Origin of the sequence: Flaviaestuariibacter flavus, from assembly GCF_004337505.1 — a bacterium.
GTDB classification, from domain to species: domain Bacteria; phylum Bacteroidota; class Bacteroidia; order Chitinophagales; family Chitinophagaceae; genus Flavisolibacter; species Flavisolibacter flavus.
Genome location: NZ_SJZI01000003.1, coordinates 44,610 through 62,830, shown reverse-complemented (window position 1 = coordinate 62,830; position 18,221 = coordinate 44,610). Strand labels below are relative to the sequence as shown.

General features: G+C 57.4%; 19 protein-coding genes. 7 read left to right on the top strand and 12 right to left on the bottom strand.

Annotated elements, in window-relative coordinates; translation table 11 throughout:
• Positions 1–16: 16 nt before the first annotated feature.
• Complete coding sequence (locus tag EPD60_RS03220) at positions 17–670, top strand: TMEM175 family protein (RefSeq protein ID WP_131446790.1); 654 nt, start codon at positions 17–19, stop codon at positions 668–670.
• Between the two features lie 8 nt (positions 671–678).
• Here EPD60_RS03220 and yiaA read toward each other — a convergent pair whose 3' ends face one another.
• The 4 genes from yiaA to EPD60_RS03200 all read right to left on the bottom strand — a co-directional run bounded on the left by yiaA (position 679) and on the right by EPD60_RS03200 (position 3,674).
• Positions 679–1,098 (bottom strand): inner membrane protein YiaA, encoded by a 420-nt coding sequence (yiaA, locus tag EPD60_RS03215; RefSeq protein ID WP_131446788.1) that lies wholly within the window; start codon positions 1,096–1,098, stop codon positions 679–681.
• Between the two features lie 56 nt (positions 1,099–1,154).
• Positions 1,155–1,652 carry a Crp/Fnr family transcriptional regulator gene (locus EPD60_RS03210; protein ID WP_207896530.1) on the bottom strand — a complete coding sequence of 166 codons (498 nt, stop codon included), beginning with the start codon at positions 1,650–1,652 and terminating at the stop codon, positions 1,155–1,157.
• A 125-nt stretch (positions 1,653–1,777) separates the two neighbouring features.
• Positions 1,778–2,272 carry a hypothetical protein gene (locus tag EPD60_RS03205; RefSeq protein WP_131446786.1) on the bottom strand — a complete coding sequence of 165 codons (495 nt, stop codon included), beginning with the start codon at positions 2,270–2,272 and terminating at the stop codon, positions 1,778–1,780.
• 79 nt (positions 2,273–2,351) lie between these two features.
• The gene (locus EPD60_RS03200) at positions 2,352–3,674 is read right to left on the bottom strand and encodes a porin (protein ID WP_131446784.1); all 1,323 of its coding nucleotides are present in this window, start codon (positions 3,672–3,674) and stop codon (positions 2,352–2,354) included.
• Between the two features lie 133 nt (positions 3,675–3,807).
• Between EPD60_RS03200 and EPD60_RS03195 the strand changes: the two genes are divergently transcribed.
• From EPD60_RS03195 to EPD60_RS03180, 4 genes are all read left to right on the top strand, one after another.
• Positions 3,808–4,455, top strand: coding sequence for a DUF47 domain-containing protein (locus tag EPD60_RS03195; RefSeq protein ID WP_131446782.1), 648 nt, complete (start codon positions 3,808–3,810; stop codon positions 4,453–4,455).
• Between the two features lie 95 nt (positions 4,456–4,550).
• On the top strand, positions 4,551–5,993 hold the full coding sequence (locus EPD60_RS03190; RefSeq protein ID WP_131446780.1) for an inorganic phosphate transporter: 1,443 nt from the start codon (positions 4,551–4,553) through the stop codon (positions 5,991–5,993).
• Between the two features lie 131 nt (positions 5,994–6,124).
• Positions 6,125–7,180, top strand: coding sequence for a UDP-glucose 4-epimerase GalE (galE, locus tag EPD60_RS03185; RefSeq protein WP_131446778.1), 1,056 nt, complete (start codon positions 6,125–6,127; stop codon positions 7,178–7,180).
• Between the two features lie 85 nt (positions 7,181–7,265).
• A complete protein-coding gene (locus EPD60_RS03180) occupies positions 7,266–8,225 on the top strand; it encodes a transketolase family protein (RefSeq protein ID WP_131446776.1) in 960 nt (319 codons plus the stop codon).
• A gap of 75 nt (positions 8,226–8,300) precedes the next feature.
• Here the strand turns inward: EPD60_RS03180 and kbl are convergent, their stop codons facing one another.
• From kbl to EPD60_RS03160, 4 genes are all read right to left on the bottom strand, one after another.
• Positions 8,301–9,488, bottom strand: a complete 1,188-nt coding sequence (gene kbl / locus EPD60_RS03175; protein ID WP_131446774.1) for a glycine C-acetyltransferase — start codon at positions 9,486–9,488, stop codon at positions 8,301–8,303.
• A gap of 269 nt (positions 9,489–9,757) precedes the next feature.
• Entirely contained in the window at positions 9,758–10,261 is a 504-nt protein-coding gene (locus EPD60_RS03170; RefSeq protein ID WP_131446772.1) for a hypothetical protein, read from the bottom strand.
• A 67-nt stretch (positions 10,262–10,328) separates the two neighbouring features.
• Positions 10,329–10,511 (bottom strand): hypothetical protein, encoded by a 183-nt coding sequence (locus EPD60_RS03165; protein WP_131446770.1) that lies wholly within the window; start codon positions 10,509–10,511, stop codon positions 10,329–10,331.
• A 190-nt stretch (positions 10,512–10,701) separates the two neighbouring features.
• Positions 10,702–10,905 (bottom strand): hypothetical protein, encoded by a 204-nt coding sequence (locus EPD60_RS03160; protein WP_131446768.1) that lies wholly within the window; start codon positions 10,903–10,905, stop codon positions 10,702–10,704.
• Positions 10,906–11,132: 227 nt separating this feature from the next.
• Between EPD60_RS03160 and EPD60_RS03155 the strand changes: the two genes are divergently transcribed.
• Positions 11,133–11,768 carry a T9SS type A sorting domain-containing protein gene (locus tag EPD60_RS03155; protein ID WP_131446766.1) on the top strand — a complete coding sequence of 212 codons (636 nt, stop codon included), beginning with the start codon at positions 11,133–11,135 and terminating at the stop codon, positions 11,766–11,768.
• 120 nt (positions 11,769–11,888) lie between these two features.
• Positions 11,889–12,413 carry a hypothetical protein gene (locus tag EPD60_RS03150; protein ID WP_131446764.1) on the top strand — a complete coding sequence of 175 codons (525 nt, stop codon included), beginning with the start codon at positions 11,889–11,891 and terminating at the stop codon, positions 12,411–12,413.
• A gap of 100 nt (positions 12,414–12,513) precedes the next feature.
• Here the strand turns inward: EPD60_RS03150 and EPD60_RS03145 are convergent, their stop codons facing one another.
• The 4 genes from EPD60_RS03145 to EPD60_RS03130 form a co-directional block, all read right to left on the bottom strand.
• Positions 12,514–13,230, bottom strand: coding sequence for a LytR/AlgR family response regulator transcription factor (locus tag EPD60_RS03145; RefSeq protein ID WP_131446762.1), 717 nt, complete (start codon positions 13,228–13,230; stop codon positions 12,514–12,516).
• A complete protein-coding gene (locus EPD60_RS03140) occupies positions 13,227–14,306 on the bottom strand; it encodes a sensor histidine kinase (RefSeq protein WP_165871385.1) in 1,080 nt (359 codons plus the stop codon). The genes EPD60_RS03145 and EPD60_RS03140 overlap by 4 nt, the downstream gene beginning before the upstream one ends.
• Positions 14,307–14,438: 132 nt before the next feature.
• The gene (locus EPD60_RS03135) at positions 14,439–16,889 is read right to left on the bottom strand and encodes an outer membrane beta-barrel family protein (RefSeq protein WP_131446758.1); all 2,451 of its coding nucleotides are present in this window, start codon (positions 16,887–16,889) and stop codon (positions 14,439–14,441) included.
• 596 nt (positions 16,890–17,485) lie between these two features.
• Positions 17,486–18,220 carry a pseudouridine synthase gene (locus EPD60_RS03130; RefSeq protein WP_131446756.1) on the bottom strand — a complete coding sequence of 245 codons (735 nt, stop codon included), beginning with the start codon at positions 18,218–18,220 and terminating at the stop codon, positions 17,486–17,488.
• Position 18,221 lies beyond the last annotated feature (1 nt).

Here is an 18,221-nt window from a genome sequence, read left to right as displayed (position 1 = left end):
CCTGCCCGCGAACCACATGAAAGTTGCTACCAACCGGCTGGAGGCCTTCAGCGATTGTGTCATATCGATCATCATCACCGTCATGGTGCTGCAGTTCCGCCTGCCCGACCTTTCCGGCGCCGACAGGACCTCCTGGGAGATACTCCACCACCTGAAAGGGCAGTTGCCTTACCTGGCCGCCTATGCGTTTTCCTTCATGATCATCGGCATCTCCTGGAGCAACCACCACCATATGTTTCACCTGCTGGAGCATACCGATACCACGCTGCTCTGGTTCAACTTCCTGCTGCTGTTCTTTATGAGCCTCATTCCCTACGGCACCGGCATCGTGAGCGCCAACCCGCACCTGGCAGTTTCGGTGTCGCTCTACGCAGGGATACTGGCCTTCCAGGCCGCTTCTTTTCTGTTGATGCGCCACTACAGCCTCATACGGCACCTGCGGCACCACGACACCGACAAGCAGCTCGACCGCGAGATCCAGAAGGTTTCCTACCGCGCCCGCCGCAAGAGCTTCATCGGCATGATGCTCTATGCCGGCGCGGCGCTGCTGGCCTGGGTAAACATCTGGATCGCCTACGCCTGCCTGCTGGTGCCACCGGTGATCTTCTTCCTGCCCGAAGGCATAGACCAGGAAGAGCTGGCGGAGAAAGTCGCGGACAAAAACACCTGAGCTGCCGTTTATTGCGCGCGCCGGCTGTCGGCGCCCTGCGCGTCGCGCGTATTTTTCTGCACCACGATGGCCGAGAACATGCTCAGCAAAAACGACATCGCGTAAAAGCCTTTCTCGCTGCGCGCGAGCGTGGCATTCCATAGTCCTGCGGTGAGGAGGATGATGGAGGCGATGGTGGCAAACCACGAGAGTCCGTAATACAGCGAGGTAACGGGGATGCCGTCGATCTGGTCGCGCACGGCCTTCTGCACGGAGATCGCCGAGAAGAGGCCGAAGAGCAGGACGGTGAAGTAGTAGCCTTTTTCGTTGAGCGGCATGTCGGCATTGAAAAGCCCGATGATAAAAGCGGTGATGCCGGTAACGAGGGCGAGCCAGGAAGCCCCGAGGAAAGCGGCTGAGGGAGCGCGGCTTGGTTGCGTTTGTTCCATTTGTATTTGTTTGAAACAAACCTAGCGGGCACTGATTGGCGCCCGCTTGACAAACGTCAAGAACCGCTACCCGGCTTGTTAAGGGCTGCGCGCACGCGGCTGAGGGTTTCGGGCGAGATGCCCAGGTAGGCCGCGATGTATTGCAGCGGCACGCGCACCAGCAGGTGCGGCTCCTGCTCCAGCAGCTGCCGGTAGCGCTCGGCGGCCGTGCGGAACTGCCCGTTCACGAAGCGCTCCTCGAGGCGGACATAATAGTGTTCGTAAGCAAGGCGCACAAGGCGCTCGAGGCTGTGAAAGCGATCGAGCAGCCCGGCGAGCTTCTCGCGCGAGATGGCCCAGAGCACCGAGCCTTCGAGCAGCTGGATGTTCTCCACCGCCGCCTGCCCGGTGCTGAAGCTGTGAAAAGAGGTAACGAATTCGGGCGCGAACCCGAACCAGTGCGTCACCTCGCGGCCTTCGTGGTTGTAAAAGCCGCGGATAGCGCCCCTTTCGAGAAAGTAGAGGTGCCGGCAGATCTTTCCCTCCTCCACCAGCAGCTCGCCCTTGTGCAGCACCCGCTCCGTGAAGGCATCACGGATGGCTGCTTCGGCCTCCGCATCGAGCGGGCCCAGGGCCTTGATATGTTGAATGAGGGTTTGGATGGGTCGGATATATTAGTCTGTAGGTGATGAAGCTCCGCTTAGCGCGCGGCCCGGAAGTCGGCTTCGGTAAAGGTGTACGTGAAACGCCCGATCAGCACGTTGCGCGAGTCGTCGATGATTTCTTCGCTCCAGGCGGCCTTGTTATACAGGCTGCGGGCCGCCGAAAAGGGGATGTATTTCGGGTAAGAGGGAACGATACCCGCGCGTACATGCGCGATCCGCACCGTGTCGTGCCCCGCGGCGGCCGTATCGATAAAGGCAACGCGCACCGAGTCGAAGCGGCGCAGTTCTTCGGTCCAGGTGGGCGCCACATCGCGCTCATTGCTGCCGGATTCAAAAACATAGGCACTGTCGCCCGGGTTCATCGCCCGCACTAGGCTGCTGTCGGGAAGCCCGTTGGCATAAGGCACCACTACGATGCGGTGCGCCGAGCGATTGGCCAGCACCGAGTGGCTGCGGCCAAACTTGTCTTTGGTGCAGGCGGCAAGGAAAACGATCAGGAAAATAACTGCTGGAACGAGGCTCCGCTTCATCGGATAAAGATACGGGGGGCGCGCTCAACGCACCCTGCCGCGGCAGTTGCAGATTGGCCCGCAACCGCCGGCACTAATCCTAGAAGCGCAGCTGGGTGCGGAGCGTAAACACATCATCGCGCGCGTCGGAAGTAAATGCCGGGAGCGCCGTGTGCTCATTCAGCACGTGGTTGTACCAGGCCAGCACCTTCAGGTTGCGGTTTACGTAAAAGGTGAGTCCGCCGCTCCAGGTATCGTAGCGGATATCGGCAACCGTATAATTACGGTCCGGCTTACCGATGGCCGATCCTGTGGCTAAGCGGTTCGGGTCGAACCAGTCGTATTTGAGCCCCAGCTCCCAGCGCGGGGAGCCGATGTTCTGCAAAAAATAAAAAATGCCCGCATCGAAGGGCCGGATATAGGTAGGGCCTTCAGGCTGAGCACCCGGGTTGGCGGTGGTGGTGGCGGTGCCGGGCTGGGTGCCGCGCCAGTATTCGGCGCGCAGCTCGGTCTTGCCCCAGCCATGATGAATCTCGAGCTGTACGTCGGCACCATAGTAATGCCGCGGTGCCCGGGCGCCGGTGTTGCTTTCGGAAGAGTCGACGGAAAAGCCTTCATTACCGCCCCGCGCATCATACCGGTATTTCGTGTCCTGCCGCCAGCCGCCGTAAAGCACGGACAGGCCACCGCCGACAAGCCAGCCTTTCGTGATCGTATAGGGCTTCAGCGTCAGGCGGCCGATGATGTCTTTATAGGAGTCGAAGTCCGTGGTAGCGGTTACCCCGGGGCCGTTGAAGAGCCCCGCGTCGAGCTTTAGCCCGGGAGCGCCGGCGCGGCGCTTGACGGGGTCGATGGAGATCATTGCGCCCAGGTCGCGCTCGCCGGGCATCAGCACCTGCGAAGCCCGTGCCCGCTCGGGCGACTCCCGGAAGCCCGACGACAGGTTGACCTCGTAGCCGAAGGGCCGCGCGAAAAGGCCGGCGGTGGCGGAGAATGCCTGGTTGCCCGGGAGGTACACCCGCGCAAACATATCCCGCACGATCGATCCCCGCTCGGTGGCGTCTATCTGGAAGGTAAACACTGCAAAGGGCAAGGGGCCATGCTTATCCGGCACCTGGTAGTCGAGCTTCACCCGTGCCCGCCGGAGCATGAAGCGGCTGGAACTGTGCGGCGCGAAGTTTCCGCCTTCGAAGGAAGGAGCGCCCTCGGTGGAAGCCAGCTGGAACTGCGGCTGCATATAACCGCTGAAGTGCAGGTTCTCGAAACGCGACACCACGCGCACCATGGTATCGCGGAGGAAAAGCGTGGAATCGTACTCCGAAAGAAAGCGCTGTGCCCGGGCAGAGGCACCGAGCAGCAGCACGGACAGCAACAAGAGCGCAGCTTTCGCGCTTACGCGATCCCGGTATACACAAGCAGACATGGAAAGGGGTGTTGGGTATGTCAAAGGTGCGGACGCCCCATATTATCCTATTATTAATTCTATGTTACCATATGCCCCGTAGGATACCGGAGTTTCGATGGTAGTATTTTTGCTGCCAACATCAAAACGAAATATGGCATTTACCTCTTTCATGAAGCTGTTCAGTCCCAAGGATAAAGTGTTCTATGGTTTGTTTGAAGAAGTGGCGAACAACGGCCATATTATGGCGCAAAAGCTGGCGGCGATCGTTGCCGAAACCGATATCTCGAAGCGGCAGGGGCTTGTAAAGCCCATCGAGGACCTCGAGCATGCTTCCGATGAGCTCACCCACAAGATCTTCACCGAGCTCGGCCGCAACTTTATCACCCCCTTCGACCGCGAAGACATTCACTTCATGGCTTCGGCCCTCGATGATATCGCCGACTACATCTATGCATCGGCAAAAAAGATCAAACTCTACCACGTAAACCCCACCGACGAGGGCATCCAGCGCCTCTCCGAACTCATTGTTCAGGCAACTGCCGAGGTAAAGAACGCCGTTTACGAGCTCCGCGACATGAAGAACATCCGCAAGATCACCGACTCGCTGGTGCGGATCAACTCGATCGAAAACCAGGCTGACGACATCTCCGATATGTTCATCGAGCGCCTCTTCTCCATGGAGCCCGACGCCAAGGAGATCATCAAGAAGCGCGAGGTATACCAGGTGATGGAAGACGTTACCGACAAATGCGAAGACGCCGCAAATGTGATTGAGTCTATCATCGTTAAATATGCATAAAGAATACGGTAATGTGATAATGCGGTAATGTGGTAAATGAATCGCCACTTTTTATTACCGCATTATCACATTACCGCACTACCACATTCTCGCTTATGACTTTTATCATTGTCATCATCGCACTGGCGCTGATCTTCGACTATATCAACGGCTTCCACGACGCCGCCAACTCCATCGCCACGGTGGTGAGCACGAAGGTGCTGACGCCCTTCCAGGCGGTTGTATGGGCCGCGGTGTTCAACTTCGCCGCTTACTTCATCTTTAAAGACCACGGCGTTGCCGACACCGTTTCCAAAACGGTGCACTCCAAGGAGCTCGGCTCCACGGTGATGCTCACGGTTGTTTTCTCCGGACTCATCGCCGCCATCTGCTGGAACCTTATGACCTGGTGGTTCGGCATCCCGTCCTCTTCTTCGCACACGCTGATCGGCGGCTTCGCCGGCGCCGGCATTGCCGCGGGAGGCATTTCAGCCGTCAACACCGACGTGGTGGTGCGTACCGTAGCCTTCATCTTCGCCGCACCGCTGGTGGGTATGTTCTTCGCCTTCATCATCTCCGTCTGGTTCATGGTGTCCTTCCGCAAAGCGCTCATCCCGAGGCTTATCTCGCTCGGTGTGATCGCCGGGATCGTGCTGACGCTGATTGCAGTGGTAAAAACAAACCGTGCCGACATTTCGGGCATGAAGATCGAAAGCGCCCAGGGCCAGGCACACATCAAAGAGGTGGCGAATAAATCGTCGGCACAGCTGATGGGCTTCAAAAAAGAAGATATCCTGCTTGCCGTGAACGGCACGGCCGTGACCGGAAAGAAAGAGCTTGACGAAGTGATGAAAGCCACAGGAAACACCGGGAACACGTTTTCGTACACCGTGTTACGCAAGGGCGATACGCTGACGAAAACCACGCCTTATATCACGCATTACCAGTCGCGCTTCAGCCAGGTGCTTTTCTTTGGCGAGAACTTCAAATGGTTCCTGCTTGGTTTCATCCTGATGATTCTGGCCATGTTCACACTCTGGCTCAACCGCCTCAACACGCACCGCTCCAACGTATGGTTCAAGCGCCTGCAACTGGTGTCATCGGCGGCCTTCTCCATCGGCCACGGCGGCAACGATGCCCAGAAGGTGATGGGGATCATCACCGCGGCGCTCATCGCCAACGGCACTATCGACACCTTCGAGCAGATGCCCACCTGGGTGCCGCTCGCCTGCTATACCGCCATCGGTCTGGGTACCATGAGCGGCGGCTGGAAGATCATCAAAACGATGGGTACGCGCATCACCAAGGTAACGCCCTTCGAAGGCGTGGCTGCGGAGACCGCGGGCGCCGTTACGCTTTTCGTTACCGAATACCTCAAGATACCCGTGAGCACCACGCATACCATCACCGGCTCCATCATGGGCGTGGGCGCCACCAAGCGCCTGTCGGCCGTACGCTGGGGTGTAACCATTAACCTGCTCTGGGCCTGGGTGCTGACCATCCCGGTGAGCGCAGTGCTGGCGGCGATCGTGTATTATATCGTGCGGCTGTTTATATAGTCGTGAATCGTCAATTGTGAATGGCTTAGGCCTCATTGATGAGAAAGCCCCCGTCTCCCGCGGGGGCTTTCTTGTTGCCGCGCATTGCGAATTGAAGATTCACGATTCACGATTCACGATATTTGCCGCCTATGGCAAAGATCCTCGTTACCGGCGGCTGCGGCTTTATCGGCTCGCACACCGTTGTAGACCTCATGGAAAACGGATATGACGTGCTCTGCGTCGACAACAACGTCCGCTCCAATCCCGGCATTCTTGAAGGCGTGGAACGCATCACCGGCAAGCCGGTCAAGAACTACAAGGTAGACCTCTGCTCCTTTGACGACACCTGCGCCATCTTCCAGGAAAACCGCGACATCCAGGGCATCATCCACTTCGCCGCCTACAAGGCCGTGGGCGAATCGGTGGAGAAGCCGCTGATGTATTACGAAAACAATCTCGAGTCGCTCATCAACCTGTTGCGCTGCGTTCAGGAGTTCAACGTACCCTGGTTCGTGTTCTCTTCGTCCTGCACCGTTTACGGCAACCCCGATGAGCAGATGGTGACCGAATCGACCCCGCAAAAGCCCGCGGAGAGCCCCTATGGCGCCACCAAGCAGATGGGCGAGCGCATCCTCACCGACTTCCAGAAGGGCAGCAACACCAGCTGCATCCTGCTGCGCTACTTCAACCCCGTGGGTGCCCACCCCTCCAACCAGATCGGCGAGCTGCCCATCGGCAAGCCGCAGAACCTGGTGCCCGCCATTACGCAGACGGCCATCGGCAAGATCCCGAAGATGATGGTCCACGGCGGCGACTACCCCACCCGCGACGGCTCCTGCATCCGCGACTATATCCACGTAAGCGATATCGCCCACGCGCACACCCTCGCCATCAAGTACCTGCAGGAAGGCCGCAACCAGCATGGCACGGAGGTGTTCAACCTCGGCACCGGCAACGGCGTTACGGTGCTGGAAGCCATCCATGCCTTTGAAAAGGTGAGCGGCGAAAAGCTCAATTACGAGATCGGACCGCGCCGTCCCGGCGACGTGGTGGCCATCTATGCCAACAACGACAAGGCCCGCAACGAGCTGGGCTGGAACCCGCAGTACGGCATCGACGACATGATGCGCACCGCCTGGAACTGGGAGCTGCGCCTCCGCGACGACAAGGAGCTGTTTAGTAATGCCCCGGTGGAACTGAATTAAAGCGCGAGCCGTAAGCCCTCAACCCTGAGCGGCTGACGGCTCACGAATCCTTACCTTCGCACCCGAACGAAAACTCCCCCGCATCATGCTCAAAGACATACAACCCACCGGTAAGAAAGACACCCGCAGCGGCTTCGGCGACGGCATCGTGGAAGTAGCGCGCACCAACGAGAACGTGGTGGCCCTCACGGCCGACCTCGCCGGCTCGCTCAAGCTCCAGCAGTTTATGAAGGAATTCCCCGAGCGCTTTGTGCAGGTGGGTATTGCCGAGGCCAATATGATCGGCATCGCGGCGGGCATGACCATCGGCGGCAAGATTCCGTTCACCACCACCTTCGCCAACTTCTCCACCGGCCGCGTATACGACCAGATCCGCCAGAGCGTGGCCTATAGCGGCAAGAACGTAAAGATCTGTGCCTCACATGCCGGCGTTACCCTTGGCGAAGACGGCGCTACCCACCAGATCCTCGAAGACATCGGCATGATGAAGATGCTGCCCGGCATGACCGTGGTAGTTCCCTGCGACTATGCGCAGACCAAGGCCGCCACGATCGCCATCGCTGCCTACGACGGCCCGGTGTACCTCCGCTTCGGCCGCCCGGCCTGGCCGATCTTCACCAAGGAAGAAGACTTCGTGCTGGGCAAGGCGCAGGTGTTCTCCGAAGGCACCGACGTCAGCATCTTTGCCTGCGGCCACATGGTATGGCAGGCCATTCAGGCCGGCGTGCAGCTCGAGGAAAAAGGCATCTCGGTGGAGGTGATCAACATCCACACCATCAAGCCGCTGGACGAGGAAGCCATCATCAACTCCATCAGGAAAACCGGCTGCGCCGTTACCGCCGAGGAACACAATATCATCGGCGGCCTCGGCGACGCGGTAGGGCAGGTTGCCTCGAAGAACTTCCCTATTCCGATCGAATATGTAGGCACCAACGACACCTTCGGCGAAAGCGGTACGCCCGACCAGCTCCTGAAGAAATACGGCCTCACACCCGAGCACATCGTGGAAGCTGCCGAGAAGGCAATCGCCCGGAAAAAGAAGTGATTTATTGAGGATTTATACGACGAAACCCCGCTGTCGCGGGGTTTCGTATTGTAGGGCAAGCAATCGATACCTTCTTTATTTGAGCACGCCGAGGTCTTTGCCCACTTTGGTAAAGGCGGCGATGGCGCGGTCGAGATGTTCGCGTTCGTGGCCGGCGGAGAGCTGCACGCGGATGCGCGCGAGGCCTTTGGGCACCACCGGGAAAAAGAAGCCGATCACATACACGCCTTCCGCAAGCAGCGCGTCGGCGAATTTGGCGGCCAGCACCGAATCGTACAGCATGATGGGCACGATAGGATGCTCGCCGGGCTTGATGTCGAAGCCGGCGGCGGTCATCTTCTCGCGGAAATACTTTGTGTTGTTTTCCAGCTTGTCGCGCAGCTCGGTGGTTTCGCTGAGCAGATCGAGCACGGCGATGGAGGCACCGACGATGGATGGTGCGAGCGTGTTGGAAAACAGGTACGGACGGCTGCGCTGGCGCAGGAGCTCAATGATTTCCTTGCGACCCGAGGTAAAACCGCCGGAAGCGCCGCCCAGGGCCTTTCCGAGCGTGCCGGTGATGAGGTCGATGCGGCCCATAACGCCCTTGAGCTCGTGGGTGCCGCGGCCGGTCTTGCCCATAAAGCCCGAGGCGTGGCTTTCATCCACCATGACGATAGCGTCGTATTTATCAGCGAGGTCGCAGATCTTATCGAGCTGGGCCATGGTGCCGTCCATCGAGAATACGCCATCAGTAACGATGATGCGGCTGCGGGCGCCGGCGGCCTCTTTCAGCTTTGCCTCCAGTTCTTCCATATTGTTGTTCTCGTAACGGTAGCGCTGTGCCTTGCACAGGCGCACGCCGTCGATGATGGAAGCATGGTTGAGCGAGTCGGAGATGATCGCGTCCTGCTCGTTGAAAAGGGGCTCGAATACGCCGCCGTTGGCGTCGAATGCGGCCACGTAGAGGATGGTGTCTTCGGTGCCCAGGAATGTGGCGAGCTTCTGTTCAAGCTCCTTATGAATGTCCTGGGTGCCGCAAATAAAGCGCACTGAGCTCATACCGTAACCATGCGAATCGAGGTAGCGGTGCGCCGCCTCGAGCGTCTTCGGATGCGACGAAAGCCCGAGGTAATTGTTGGCGCAGAAATTCAGCACCCGCTTCCCGTTCACCGTGATTTCCGGCCCCTGGGGCGAAGTGATGATGCGCTCGTTCTTATATAATCCGGAGGTCCTGATCTCTTCGATCTCAGTACGCAGGCGCTCCACGAATTTCTCGTTCATAGTCAGGGTTTGCGGGCAAAGGTAATAGAAGGGAAACAAGGTTCGGAACCGCAAAAAGAATAAGAAAAGAAGTTGTTACGCGAAGGAAAGGTTCTGGGGTTTTATGGTTCTGGGGTTCTGGGGTTGGTTTGAAGCGGGGTGCCGGAAACCAGCAGTCAAAATAAAAAGGTCCCGCGTGCGGCGGGACCTTTCCAATTGTATTCCTTAGCGTAACGCTTATTCAACTTCTTTTCTTAGCGGTTCAGAACGCTTCTTTTCCTTCTCCCACCTTAAAACCGCAGTGCAGCCTGAAGCCCCCAGAAAGAACGCTCGTTGAACCAGCTTTCATACTTTGCGCGGAAATCGAGATTCACGAAGCGAACGCCGAATGCCGGGGCGAGGATCCCGGAAGTTTTCTTTGCTGTTTTATTGTCAACCGCAAATACGGCACCTGTTTCCAGAGCCCCGTAAAAAATTCCCGAGAAGCGATATTTAGCACCGACGCGAACGGGGAGTACGTTCACGGCAGGGTAAGATGCATTGGCAACACCCGGGAAATCCTTACCACCGAAGTGCATGAAGCCCGCGGAGCCGGTGATGTTGAATTTCACCGGGAGCTTTACATCTAAGGAAAGACCCAGCCCATAGCCGGTGTTTTGCGCATCGGACATAGCGCCGGAAGGAAAAGCGGCTTCCACGTATGGACCGAAAGAGAAAGGCTTTAGCTGTGCGGAAGCGGTGCTGCCGGCACAGCAGGCCGCGGCAAAAAGGGAGGCAGTAATGATATTTTTCATTTGCTTGGTTTGCGCAAAAGTAGGTCAGCGCCGGCTCCCTTGTTGCCGGCGCCGGTTGGGTTGCTGCTCACTCGAAGATGGGCAGCTGCCCGTGGGAGATAAAGATCACGGCCATCGCAACGGCGAAAAGTCCCAGGATGATCAGTAAAAGAAGAAGGATGTAGTTGGGCTCGCGGCGGACATCAGGTTCCGTTTCAGAAAAATAGCCGAATTCGAAATCCGGCTGCAGCCGGCTTTTTTGCAGGTTCATGGTTTTGTGTTTATTGGATTTTACAAGCATCTTTCAGTTGACTTCGGTTGTGAATACCCGTTACCAGGATGAAAGACCAAACTAAAATAACAAAACACATCCGTATGACCAAAAAGGCGAAACGATTCTTTCAGGCGGCAGGGCCGGTAAAAAAATCGGTCATTTTGTTGTATCGGTTGGCGCGTGCCGGTCAGGCATCGCCGCGGCGGGCGTCGTCGGCCCGCTGATCTTCATTGAGGACGCTCCCGCCCCGGGTGCGCTGTGCGCCGTAGCCGCCGGCCACGTCGCGGGCGACACGATCCCAGAAATCCAGCCCCTTGCCACGGGTTTCATTCGCCGGGCGCTGGCGCCCCTGTTCCTTGTTTTCTTTCGGTTCCCGCTGTTTCATAACCATTTTTTTTCGATGCTAATCCCTTAGCGTTCAATTTAAAAGTCGAAAAAAACATGCCGGAAAGCCCGCGGTGCCTTGCGCTGTTTTCCTTTTTTCAAAAGAATATCTATCTTAGCTGCTCCAACCGCGCACCCGCGCTGCTCTCCGATATCCTCTGAGCCCGTACCCAATCTCCTTGAGGCCTCCAATTTCCGTGAAGCATTTCTTAGCCTGCTTTAAACGTAATCCGTATGCGCCTCAACGCACTGTTTTTTACTTTATGCCTGCTTGTCCTTGGGAGCAGCGCCTTTGCCCAGACCCAGCAAAGCTCCTATGGCTTTCTCAGCCTGAGCGGCCGCGATGAAAAAAACAACGCCGTGATCACCTGGGAAACGATCCAGGAGCTCACCATTACCGACTTCAATATCCAGCAAAGCACCGATGGCCATCGCTTTGAAACCATCGGCACCATCAGCGCTAACTACGATACGCTGGCTATCCGGCACCAATACCGCTTTGTGGATGCCCAGGCAGCCGCCGACGGCAAGCTCGTTTATTACCGCCTCCAGATCAACATCAATAACGGCCGCACGCTGTACAGCAAGATACTGATGGTTCGCTTTGACGAGGAGCTGGAAGAAAAGCTCAGCTTCTACCCGAATACCGTAAGCACCAGCCTTCCGCTCGCGCTTGCCACCCGCTACGAAGGCGGCGCCCGCCTGCAGATCGTGGACGCATACGGCCGCATTCAGCAAAGCGAGGCCCTGCAGGTAACACCGGGCAACACCTTCCGCAGCATCGACGTCAGCCGCCTGCCCCGCGGGCAATATTTCGCGGTGGTGCTCGGCGATGGCCTGCGCCTGCAGCAGCGCTTCTTCCGGCAATAATGCACGCACACCGAATTTTTTCCAGAGGACCAAACCAGCCCCCGTACCAGCGGGGGCTTCTTTTTGCCGGCACCCGCGGGATGGGCAGCGTTTTTGTGGCTCTTTGCAAAAACACGGCACATGAAAAAACTAATCTTAGCAGCATTCAGTTTTTGCCTGCTGGCGGGCACTGTAAATGCACAGCACAAACCGGTAACGAAAACTAAGACGACAAACACGAAAACGAAAACCAAGACCAGCACATCCAACAACGCCGCAATGAGACCCGACAGTATGGGCATGCACCACAAGGCGCAGGACATGAACAAACCGGACACCAGCAACAGGCGCATGCCGGCCTCCTGGGACGGCTCTACGCCAGACACCGCCCGTGCCGCGATAAGCGGGCAGGTGCCGCAGCCCGGCATCATGGACAGCAGCGCCATGCGCAACCGCAACAATATGGATACCATGGGTGCCTACCGAAACATGAACCAACCGGCCAACATGAACCAGCCGGCAAACATGAACACATCAGGCAATGCAAACAATGCAGGATCCGGCACTGTAAACAGCACTATGAATACGAATCCGCGGCCCGGCGACAAAGAAGTGAAGGTGAAGGAAAAACCCAGCAAGACGAAGGTGAAGCACATCAAACACTGAATGTGCTGATGAGGCAATACTTTGACCTACTAAAATACGAACGCCGCTCCTGTGGAGCGGCGTTCGTATCAGCACACCAGCACGTTAACGAATCAGCACATTACTTAATCATTTTATTTCGGATCAGCTCCATGAGTTCGGCCTTGTAGTTATCACCGATCAGGATCTCTGCCTGCACGCCCTGGAGGCGCACGAGGTTGCCTTCAATACCGGTGATGCGGGCCAGCGGGATGATGAAGGATTTGTGCACGCGCATAAAGCGCTTCTGCGGGAGCCGCTCTTCCAGTTCCTTCATGCTGGTATAAACGAGGGTCTTCTGGTTGCCGCGGTGAATGGCCACGTAGTTTTTCATGCCCTCGATAAAGTCGATGTCCGACAGGTTGATCTTGAGGAGCTTCCCCTTCGACTCCGTTTTTACAAACAGGTAGTCGTCCACCTTGTCATCGGCGGGCGCGGCAGCCGGCTGCATCAGGCTCATCGCCTTCTGCACGGCCTGCAGGAAGCGCGGCAGGCGCACGGGCTTCAGCAGGTAGTCCACCACGTCGAGGTCGTAGCCCTCAAGGGCGAATTCGGGGTAGGCGGTTGTAAGGATCACGCGGGCCTTCCCGTTGATCGCCTTGATGAAGTCGAGTCCCGACAGCTCGGGCATCTGCACGTCGAGGAAAACAAGGTCTACTTTGCCCGAGGCTACTTCCTGCAAAGCCTCGATGGGGTGCGTGCTGGTGCCCACCAGCTCGAGGTAGGGCGCCTGCTTTACATAGTGCTCCAGGATGTCGATGGCATGCTGCTCATCGTCGATGATCATGCAACGGATCATAGTTGGTAAATGGTTAGTTCGGTGGTATAAAGCTCGGCATCTTCCTTCACTTCAAAGCGAAAAGCTTCGCCGTAGGCCAGCTCGAGGCGCTTCCGGATGTTTTCGAGCCCGATGCCGTTGCCCAGCTCCTTGGGACCGCTTTTCTTGCGGTTGCTGCAGGAGAAGTAGATCCCTTCCTTCCCGATCTTGATCAGGATGGTGATGGGGTGCTCCACGCTTTTGAAGTCGCCGTGCTTGAACGCGTTTTCCACGATGGTGATGAGCGCGAAGGGGATGATCTGCGCGCCGTTTACGGCGCCCTCCACGTCGAAGCGCACATTCAGCTTGTTGTTGTAGCGCAGCTGGTTGATCTTGATCACATTCTGCACATGCTCGATCTCGTCTTTCAGCGGGGCCTTGCCGTCGCGGGTATTGCCCTGGCTGAGCGCATAGCGCATGATGTCACTCAGCGTAAGAATGCCTTCCGACAGGTCTTCCGACAGGGGCAGCGCCTTTGCGTAGAGGAAGTTGAGCGTGTTGTGCAGGAAGTGCGGGTTGATCTGCGCCTTCAGGAAGTTGTAGTTGGCCTGCGACTTCTCAAACTCGAGCTGCAGCTTCTGCTCCTCCAGGATTTTCCGCTGCTTGCGCTCGTCGCGCAGGTACACGAGGTAGGAAAAAACCAGCGGGATACCGAGGTAAAAGATCGTGGCAAGGGTATGAGAAAAGACAAGAATCCCCGCCGTATACTTCTTCTTTTCCGCGATCTCCGGCGAGCAATAGTAGGAGGCGAAGTAATAAACGATCAGCACCGCCGTGATGGCGAGGCAATAGCGCAGATAACTAAAAAAGGATTTGCGCTCGATGAACCGCTTGTAAAAGCCATTCAAGGTGATATAGTAGTAAAACACGAGGAAAATAAACCCGGCAACCTGGTAGACCAGGAAGGGCAGGGTCAGCTTATCGCGCAGGTTGATCTCCTTGGTGGCAGCCGCCGGAGACATGTACATAGCCAGCGCTCCCAGCAGGATGAAAAAAATACAAAAGGCCAGTACTACCCAGAAAACTTTCCAGAACTGAAACCGGTGAGGGGTTTTCATAAGAGGGGAAATTAGGAATTCTATAGTTGAGATGGGGTCGGGAATCGTTAATCCGCGATGCGCGCCAACAAAGAGCAGATGCCTTCGGCATCTGCTCTTTACGATAGGCGCAAGCATTCACGATTTACGTAATTACCCGCCGATGCCGATGCCGCCGCCACCGCCCTGGGTGCGCTTCAGCTCGTCTTCGGCGCCCACATTGCGTTGCTTCGCCGCTTTTACCTGCTTGTTGCCGAAGCGCCAGGTGGCATTGAGCTTGAACTGGCGGCTTTCCCAACGGGCAGCCACATCGGTGCGCTGGCCGGCAAACTGGGTGTAGCCCGAGAAGCGCAGGGTCTGGAAGACGTCGCTTACCGAGGCTTTGATCGTGCCCTGTCCCTGGAGGATCGTTTTCTGCAGGCCGAAGTCGACGGCACCCATGGCCCTGGCCTGGAAGGCGCCCTGGTAAATAGTCGGGGCATTGTAGAAAGCTGTCATCTCGCCGGTCCAGGTCTTATCCTTGCCAAACTTCAGGCTGTTCTGCGAAAATGCCGTAAGGGCGAAAGCGTCGAAATCGATGGTGCGGTCGGGCGTGGCGCCGGGGCTGTGGTATTTCGAGTAGTTGGTGCTTACGTTGACGAAGGACGTAAAGCTCTTGTACATGAAGGGATAGCTGGCGTTGAGCGCGATCACATCCTGGGTGGCCAGGTTCTGCTTCGTGATAAAGGATTTGGAGCCATCTACATCGATCTGCTGGGCGAACATATTCTGCACGTGGCTCCAGTTGAGCGACGCATTGAACTTGTATTTATACGAATGGCTGATGCCGATGCTGTTGGTGTATTGCGGGCGCAGGTTGGTGTTGCCTTTCGAGTAGGTGTATTCGTCGAGGCGGAACTCGAAGGGGTTCAGGTCCTGGTAGGCCGGGCGGTCGATGCGGCGGCTGTAGTTGATGCTCCACACCTTCATCGGATTCTTGTTGAAGGAGATGGCCGCGCTCGGGAAGAAGTCGGTGTAGTCGCGCTGGAAGCCGGCCTCAACGGCGCGGTAGGTGCCGCTCTCGTTCTTCTCACCGTTCGATGTACCCTTGCTTACCGTATGCTCCACGCGCAGGCCGCCCTGGATCATGAGGCCTTTCAGTTGGCGGTTGTAGTTCACATAGCCGGCGTGGATCTGCTCGTCGTAGCGGAAGCGGTTGCTGAGGTCGCGGTCGTAGTTCTCAACGGGCCCGTTTACATTGAAGCGGCGGAAGTCGTTGTCGGTGCTGGTATAAGCGGTTTTGCCACCGAAGCCCAGTTTGCCTTTTGCGAAGTTCTGCTCCCAGTCGGCTTTCAGCGAGGCGATGTCGATACGTGTCGGCGTAATGAAGCGGTATTCGGCCGAGCTCAGCTTGCTGCCATCGGGTGTCCAGTAGACATTGGGCTGGCGCTGGTCGGTGTTGTTGTCATACCAGCCGTAGTCGGCGTTCAGTACCAGGCTCTGTCCTTTCGTGCCGTTGTAGTTGTAGTTGGCGTTCGCATTGATGTTGTTGCGGCGCACTTCGCTGTTGCTCTGCGCAGTAAGGATGCGATCGGTGACACCGGTTGCTTTGCTGATGATGGGCGTACGGCTTTCCATCGCAATTTGGGGCGCTGCCAGGTTGCCGTTTACCAGCACGCCTACCGAATGGCGCTTATTGATGGTGTAGTCGGCGCCGGCTTTGAAGCCATGGCTGTTGTTGGTGAAAACGTTGCGGCCTTTCTGGTCGAAGATGGAGTCGCGCACGTCGCGGTGCAGGTCCATCGTGTTGTACATGCGGCCATAATTGAAGTTATAGTTGCCGTACAGGTTTACCTTGTTGTTGCGGTAGTTGAGCGAGGCGCCGGCATTGTACTTCGAGTAGTGGCCCACGTTGTAACCTGCGGTGAGCGAGCCGTTGGCGCCGTAGTTCTTGTTCTTTTTGAGGCGGATATTGATGATGCCCGCATTGCCGGCGGCTTCGTATTTGGCGCCGGGGTTGGAGATGATCTCGATCGCCTCGATCTGGGTCGACTGCATCGTGCGCAGGTAGGCGGCGAGGTCGGCGCCGCTGAGCGGCGTCGGGCGGCCATCCACGTACACCTGTACGCCGGTCTTGCCGCTTACCGAGAGGTTTTCGTCTTTATCCACCAGCACGCCGGGGCTCTTGCGGAGCAGCTCCAGGGCGTCGTTGCCGGTAGCGTTGATGGTGCCTTCGACATTTACCACCGTGCGGTCGGCCTTTACCTCCACGATGGGCTTACGCACAGCCACCGTTACGCCGGCGAGCTCACCGGAGGCGCGGCGCAGGGCCAGTACCGGCAGCTCGGTGGTACCGGTGCCGGCTTCAAAAGGTGCCGAGGGCGCGGGACTGAAGCCTACGGAGGAAGCGCTGACGCGGTAGCGGCCGGCCGAAATGCCACCGAACTGGTAGGCGCCGCTGGCGTCAGACACGGCCAGCTTTACCACGCTGGAGTCGCGCAGCAGGCTCACCGTAACACCCTGAAGGGGTTTGCCGTCGGCATCCTGCACACGGCCGCTGACCGTCTGGGCCTGTACAGCACCGGCAGTAGCGGTCAACAGAAGAAGGGCTAAAATCTTTCTCATAACATCCGTTTTATCGTCGTTGAATATGGTTTGTTGTAATCCGGGCACAAACCTATTTTTTACCGGGTTCGGGACGAAAAACGTTACACGTAGGGGGAATTTGGAAGGATGAAACGGGAGATTGAGATCTCTGGATCCCGGATCTCCGATCTCGGATTTGTTGGAAGCGACCTGGTGGAACCGGGTTGGTCACTTATGGTGGAAATTTTTCTCGCAGAGGACACGGAGCGATTCGCAGAGGGCACGGAGGCTTTTGCTACGATTACAGTTTTGCGGAGGCATTCTGACAGGCCGGGTAATGTCCTACAATTCAACTCAGTGAGATGCGGGAGCTTTGCCTGCCTCCGGCAGGCCTCCAATAATTAACGCGTAAAGGCGCAGAATCAGCATCGGGCAGTGATGCCTTTACCAAAAAGAGCACACCGGACGGCCCGCCGCCCGGCCCCGCTTAGCACCTTCCGCAACTACAACCCTTAAGACTGATTGCCCTTCCAAAAGCAGCAGCGTGACCACACCCAAGTCCACCTCCCTGAAAATATCCTTAGCGTTAAAAAACTACCGCCGTCAGGCAAATCCGACATCGGAGATAAAAAGATCTACTCTCCCATTCCCTCCCCGTCCGCCGTCTTGCTGCTTTCTTTTACCAGCTCCTGGATGACGGCCAGTTCGGCAGGCGTAAAGAGGCGCCACTTGCCGGGTGCGAGGCCGGCGAGGGTAATATTCATGATGCGGGTGCGCTTCAATGCGGTAACGCGGTAGCCGAGCGCCTCGCACATCTTGCGGATCTGCCGGTTCATGCCCTGGGTGAGAATGATGCGGAAGCGGTTGGGCGCCTCCTGCTTTACGAAGCAGGGCTTCGTCATCCCGTCGGGAATGCGGACGCCGGCACGCATCTTCTTCACAAACTCGAGGTCGAAGGGATGGTCGGTGGTGACGACATACTCCTTCTCATGGTTATTGCCCGAGCGCAGGATCTTATTGACGATATCGCCGTCGTTGGTGAGGAAGATCAGTCCCTCCGAAAGCTTATCGAGTCTGCCGATGGGAAAGATGCGCTGCTTGTAGTTGACGAAGTCGATGATATTGGTCTTGTCCTGCCGGTCGGTGGTGCAGGTGATCCCTTTGGGCTTGTTCAGCATGAGGTATACCGGCGCTTTCTTTTTCGGAAGCGGCTCACCGTCCACCAGCACCTTGTCGCCGGGCTTCACGCGCGTGCCCTTCCAGGCCAGCTCGCCGTTGATGGTCACGCGGGCCTGCTCGATGTATTCGTCGGCCTCGCGGCGGCTGCAGAAGCCGGATTCGGCAATGTATTTATTCAGGCTGGTATCCATG

What these genes read in the sequence shown, in the direction of transcription:
- EPD60_RS03220 (WP_131446790.1), top strand. Translation starts at nt 17, where the DNA reads ATGAAAGTTGCTACCAACCGGCTGGAGGCCTTCAGCGATTGTGTCATA.
- EPD60_RS03150 (WP_131446764.1), top strand. Translation starts at nt 11,889, where the DNA reads ATGAAAAAACTAATCTTAGCAGCATTCAGTTTTTGCCTGCTGGCGGGC.
- EPD60_RS03145 (WP_131446762.1), bottom strand. Translation starts at nt 13,230, where the DNA reads ATGATCCGTTGCATGATCATCGACGATGAGCAGCATGCCATCGACATC.
- EPD60_RS03140 (WP_165871385.1), bottom strand. Translation starts at nt 14,306, where the DNA reads ATGAAAACCCCTCACCGGTTTCAGTTCTGGAAAGTTTTCTGGGTAGTA.
- EPD60_RS03160 (WP_131446768.1), bottom strand. Translation starts at nt 10,905, where the DNA reads ATGGTTATGAAACAGCGGGAACCGAAAGAAAACAAGGAACAGGGGCGC.
- EPD60_RS03170 (WP_131446772.1), bottom strand. Translation starts at nt 10,261, where the DNA reads ATGAAAAATATCATTACTGCCTCCCTTTTTGCCGCGGCCTGCTGTGCC.
- EPD60_RS03205 (WP_131446786.1), bottom strand. Translation starts at nt 2,272, where the DNA reads ATGAAGCGGAGCCTCGTTCCAGCAGTTATTTTCCTGATCGTTTTCCTT.
- EPD60_RS03180 (WP_131446776.1), top strand. Translation starts at nt 7,266, where the DNA reads ATGCTCAAAGACATACAACCCACCGGTAAGAAAGACACCCGCAGCGGC.
- EPD60_RS03155 (WP_131446766.1), top strand. Translation starts at nt 11,133, where the DNA reads ATGCGCCTCAACGCACTGTTTTTTACTTTATGCCTGCTTGTCCTTGGG.
- EPD60_RS03165 (WP_131446770.1), bottom strand. Translation starts at nt 10,511, where the DNA reads ATGAACCTGCAAAAAAGCCGGCTGCAGCCGGATTTCGAATTCGGCTAT.
- EPD60_RS03135 (WP_131446758.1), bottom strand. Translation starts at nt 16,889, where the DNA reads ATGAGAAAGATTTTAGCCCTTCTTCTGTTGACCGCTACTGCCGGTGCT.
- kbl (WP_131446774.1), bottom strand. Translation starts at nt 9,488, where the DNA reads ATGAACGAGAAATTCGTGGAGCGCCTGCGTACTGAGATCGAAGAGATC.
- EPD60_RS03195 (WP_131446782.1), top strand. Translation starts at nt 3,808, where the DNA reads ATGGCATTTACCTCTTTCATGAAGCTGTTCAGTCCCAAGGATAAAGTG.
- EPD60_RS03190 (WP_131446780.1), top strand. Translation starts at nt 4,551, where the DNA reads ATGACTTTTATCATTGTCATCATCGCACTGGCGCTGATCTTCGACTAT.
- yiaA (WP_131446788.1), bottom strand. Translation starts at nt 1,098, where the DNA reads ATGGAACAAACGCAACCAAGCCGCGCTCCCTCAGCCGCTTTCCTCGGG.
- galE (WP_131446778.1), top strand. Translation starts at nt 6,125, where the DNA reads ATGGCAAAGATCCTCGTTACCGGCGGCTGCGGCTTTATCGGCTCGCAC.
- EPD60_RS03130 (WP_131446756.1), bottom strand. Translation starts at nt 18,220, where the DNA reads ATGGATACCAGCCTGAATAAATACATTGCCGAATCCGGCTTCTGCAGC.
- EPD60_RS03200 (WP_131446784.1), bottom strand. Translation starts at nt 3,674, where the DNA reads ATGTCTGCTTGTGTATACCGGGATCGCGTAAGCGCGAAAGCTGCGCTC.